This is a genomic window from Amycolatopsis rhizosphaerae (assembly GCF_007713715.1).
Taxonomy (GTDB): Bacteria; Actinomycetota; Actinomycetes; order Mycobacteriales; family Pseudonocardiaceae; genus Amycolatopsis_E; species Amycolatopsis_E rhizosphaerae.
Genome location: NZ_VJWX01000667.1, coordinates 1 through 3,158 on the forward strand (window position 1 = coordinate 1; position 3,158 = coordinate 3,158).

Genomic DNA, 3,158 nt, shown 5'->3' on the forward strand with positions numbered 1-3,158 from the left:
CCCTTGAACAGGTAACCGCGCCGGTTCGGGGCGGCGGCGGGGATCCGGGGCAAGGGCGCGGTGTCGCCGCGAGCCGGGGAGAATTGGGCACCAACCACGGAAGAACACCGTACTGGACCCCGGTGACCGGTTCACCCCACCGCGGCCAGAAGCCGATCTATGTCACTCTGCGTGTTGTACAGGTGGCAGCCGACGCGGACCTTGCCCGCGCGGGCACTCGCCCTGATCCCGGCCCCGGCCAGGCGGTCCGGATCGGCGTCGAAGGACACGATCGGGCTGTTCCGGGCGGGCAGTCCGAGTCCGGTCCGGAGCCGCGCGGCGAGTCCGACGCAATGCCGGTGGACGGCCTCGCGGTCCAGCGCGGCGAGATACGGCAGCGCGGCCGCCGCCCCGATCTGCGCCAGCCAGACCGGCGAGAGATCGAACCGGCGCGCCCCGGCCGCCAGGCGCAGGGGAAGCCCGTACAGCGCGTCCCACGGGTTCTCGCCCGCGTACCACCCCGCGTGGACGGGTTTGCCGTGCTCCAGCGCTCGGGGGTGCACGGCGAGCCAGGCGCTGCCGCGCGGGGAGAGCAGCCACTTGTATCCGGCGGCCACCACCCAGTCGGCCCAGTCCAGTGCCAGGGGGAGCCAGCCCGCCGCCTGGGTGACGTCGAGCGCGACGGGCACCCCGGCCGCCTCCGCCGCGGCGCGCACCGCGCCGAGGTCGGCCACGGCCCCGTCCGAGGACTGGACCGCGCTGACGGCGACCAGATCGTGCTCCGCCACGGCTTCGGGCAGCCGGTCCAGCGGGACCTCGGTCACGGTCAGTCCCCGGGCGGCGAAGGGGAACGTGACACTGGTGAACTCCCCCGCCGCGGTGAGCACCTTCGCGTCCCGGGGCAGTCCGGCGGCGACGACCGCCAGCAACTGCGAAACGGAGGCGCCGATCGCGATCCGGTCCGCGGGCACGCCGATCAGATCGGCGAACCCCTGCCGGGAGGCGGCCACGGCCTCGTCGAAGTCCGGCGGGGAAGCCGCCCCGGTGCGCCAGCGGGTCACCGCCGCGGCCACCGCGTCGGCGGCCGCCTCCGGTGGGATGCCGATGCTGGGGGTGTTGAGGTAGCCGTGGGGAACGTCGAACCGGGAGCCGAAGACTTCACGCACCCTCCGACGCTAACCGAGGTCCTCGGGCAGGCGCGTGGGATTTTCGCGCCGGGCGGTCAGGCCCGGTGCATCCGCTGCCACAGCAGCGGCCACGGCTCCCGCGGCGCCCGGCACAGCCACACCGGGACGTCCTGGTTGACGTTGTCGCGGCGGATCGGCAGGTGCACGGTGGCGACCTGGCGCACCTCCCCGAAGAACCGGCCGAGCCGCGCGGCGTCGGAGCCGGTGTAGAGCACCGGTCCGGCGCCCTCGGGCGGTTCGGCGTTGTACCAGGACCCGCGCTCCGGCCCGTACGCCGCGGGCAGTCCCCGCTGCCGTCCGAAGAAGTCGAGCGCGCTGGCCTGCCAGTAGGTGTCGCCCATGACGATCGCGCGCGCCCGGTCTTCCGGCGGCAGGGCGCGGTAGGCGGCGGCGACGGTGTCGGTGAGCTCGGGCCAGCCGTAGCTGCCGCTGGCCACGAAGTCGGTGCTGGTGATCATGGACAGGGGGCGGACCGGCAGCGCGGCGAACACGGCGATCGCGGCGGCGAGCAGGTAGGAGGGCCAGGTCGGCACCCAGCGCCACCAGCGGGCGGGGCGCCACCGCTCGATACGCGCCGCGGAGGCACCGAACAGCAGTGGGTACAGGCCGGAGACGTAGTAGTAGCGGCCGACGGTGAGCACGAAGATCAGCGCCACCAGCACCGCGGCGACCCCGAGGAACCGGTACCGCGGCGAGCGGAGCAACTGCCCGGTGCCGTGGCAGGCCAGGAAGGCGCCCACCGGCAGTCCGGCGAACACCACGGCGAGCGGGACGAGCAGGCCGGGACCGCCCATGAACCGGTCGACCTGCTCGGCGACGATGGCCTGCATGTCGAGGTAGGGCCAGCCGTGGCGCGCCTGCCACAGCACGGTCGGCACGGTCAGCGCCGCGGTGACGGCGGCACCGGCCCACAGCAGGGGCCGCCGCACCAGCTCGCGGGGCCCGGTGACCAGTGCGGCGAGCCCCACCGCGAGCCAGAGGAACACGATCAGGAACTTGACCTGCATGGCGACGGCGGTGGCCAGCCCGGCGAACAGCAGCAGGCGGTCACGCCGGGTCCGGACCCAGCGCACCAGCAGCCAGCAGGTCAGCGTCCACAGCACCGGGTCGAGCAGGTAGGTGGCCAGGAGGTGCCCCGCGCCGAGCAGTTGGAGGGAGGTCGCGCAGGCTCCGGCGGCCAGGAGCTGGGCGCGGCGGGCACCGCCGAATTCGCGGGCGAGGAGCGCGGCGAGTACGACGCCGAGGCCGGTCAGCAGGGCCGGCAGCACCCGCAACGCCACCACCGAGCCGGGGAAGAGCGCGTCCGCCAGGCGGGCCAGTGCGGGCACCAGCCAGGGGTTGTCGGCGTAGCCCCAGGCGAAGTGGTACTTGCCGGAGACCAGGAAGTAGAGCTCGTCCCCGAAATAGCCGAACCGCCCCGACAGGGCCAGCAGGAACGTCGCCGCCGCCGCGGCGACGAGGAGAACCGGTGCCCACGCCGGGGGTGGCACGGCCGGTTCACCGTGGTCCGCGATCGGGGTTTCGGCGGTCTGGGACGGCACGGACTCCACGGCACCTGCCCTCGGGTCGCTGGCGTGGCGGCATCCTGAAGATTGGGGTGAAAGTGGTGTGCGTGGCGATGCGGGTGGCGGAACCTCAGGCGGTCCCTGGCTGCGGGATCGCCTCCTCATGAATGCCAATTCACCACGTCGGCGCTGTCCTCCCCAGGAACCGCCTGAGAACCCGCGGCGGTGCCGGCCGACGGCCCACCGCAAGCGGCTCCGCCGCTTCGAAACACGATCCTAGCCAGCGGCGCGCCCGGAACGGCCTCGATCGGCCGCTTTTGTGCCGGACATGCGCGATTCGCCCGCCCCGAAGTGTCGTTGCCGTGAGCCCCCTCGGCACTTTCCGTGAGGGCCCCGGTTCCCGTGAGGGGTCCCCCACGGCAACCGGCAAGGGGATTGGGGCAAGCCGTGAAGGGTCCCTTCACAGTCAAATCGACTGTGAAGGGAC

General features: G+C 73.4%; 2 protein-coding genes. Both read right to left on the reverse strand.

The annotated features are described in order from the left end of the window. Window positions 1-131: 131 nt before the first annotated feature. Window positions 132-1,145, reverse strand: a complete 1,014-nt coding sequence (locus tag FNH05_RS35215; RefSeq protein WP_144593172.1) for an aminotransferase class V-fold PLP-dependent enzyme — start codon at window positions 1,143-1,145, stop codon at window positions 132-134. A 56-nt stretch (window positions 1,146-1,201) separates the two neighbouring features. Then, window positions 1,202-2,707, reverse strand: a complete 1,506-nt coding sequence (locus FNH05_RS35220) for an ArnT family glycosyltransferase (RefSeq protein ID WP_186382901.1) — start codon at window positions 2,705-2,707, stop codon at window positions 1,202-1,204. Window positions 2,708-3,158 lie beyond the last annotated feature (451 nt).